This is a genomic window from Psychrobacter sp. TB67 (assembly GCF_000511065.1).
Classification (GTDB): Bacteria; Pseudomonadota; Gammaproteobacteria; order Pseudomonadales; family Moraxellaceae; genus Psychrobacter; species Psychrobacter okhotskensis.
Genome location: NZ_AYYA01000070.1, coordinates 1 through 842 on the forward strand (window position 1 = coordinate 1; position 842 = coordinate 842).

An 842-nucleotide genomic window follows, 5' to 3' on the forward strand; every position below is an offset into this window, starting at 1 on the left:
ATAATCTGTGATAATACAAGATGAAAGTTATTAGAATCAGTGGTTTATGTTATCTAAGTTAAGTATTACTCAATTATATTAGCACCTTGAAAATCGAGATTTATAATCAACGTGTGTTAAAAAGGTTGCGTGTTGTAAGTAAAAAATTGTAGTGGTCAACTAATTTAGGACACTAATAAAATTCAAACCTACATCGCCATTCCTTATAACCCTGAGTTGAGAACGGATAATAATTATAAGCGTTGAGGCAACTTTTATGACCGCCAAGATCTGTTTATAGTGGTCAACTAATTTAGGACACCTTCTAAGAGGTTTTTATTAAAGTAACGTTTTTCTGTTTCTACTGGTGTTAAATAATTGTTGAAGCTATGCGGTCTCACGGTTTGATAGTAGCCCCAGATATAATCACTAATGGCGCTCGATGCTTCAGCGATATCCTCGTAACCGCCCTTTGGCATCCACTCGGTTTTAAAGCTCCTAAAGAAGCGTTCAGTTGGCGCGTTATCCCATGAGCGAGGATTGGCAAAGCACTGCTTTGCCCGAGTGCAAGGCGGAGGGCTGTGCCCGTAGTGGGTTTCCTTTGCGGCTCATACTCTGCTTCATATCCTTACAGTCAGCTATCGCGTCAACGAACTCTTTACTGGTGTAATGCGTGCCTTGGTCAGAGTGGAACAGCACACCGCTTGGTTTAAGGCGAGTCTGATACGCCATCTTTAGCGCTGATGCGGTCAAGGTGCTATTAGGTGAATCGGATACGCTAAAGCCAACCACACGGCGAGCAAACAAGTCTAAAACAACCGCTAAGTAGCACCAGCCACCTTTGATACGGATGTAGGTCACAT

1 protein-coding gene and 1 pseudogene are annotated in these 842 nt (G+C 42.3%); both read right to left on the bottom strand.

Annotated elements, in window-relative coordinates:
• Positions 1-287 precede the first annotated feature (287 nt).
• A pseudogene (locus W293_RS17075) lies at positions 288-479 on the bottom strand (IS3 family transposase); the annotation flags it as partial.
• 22 nt (positions 480-501) lie between these two features.
• Positions 502-842: DDE-type integrase/transposase/recombinase (locus W293_RS16500; protein WP_156916406.1), on the bottom strand; the 341-nt coding region annotated here is incomplete at its 5' end.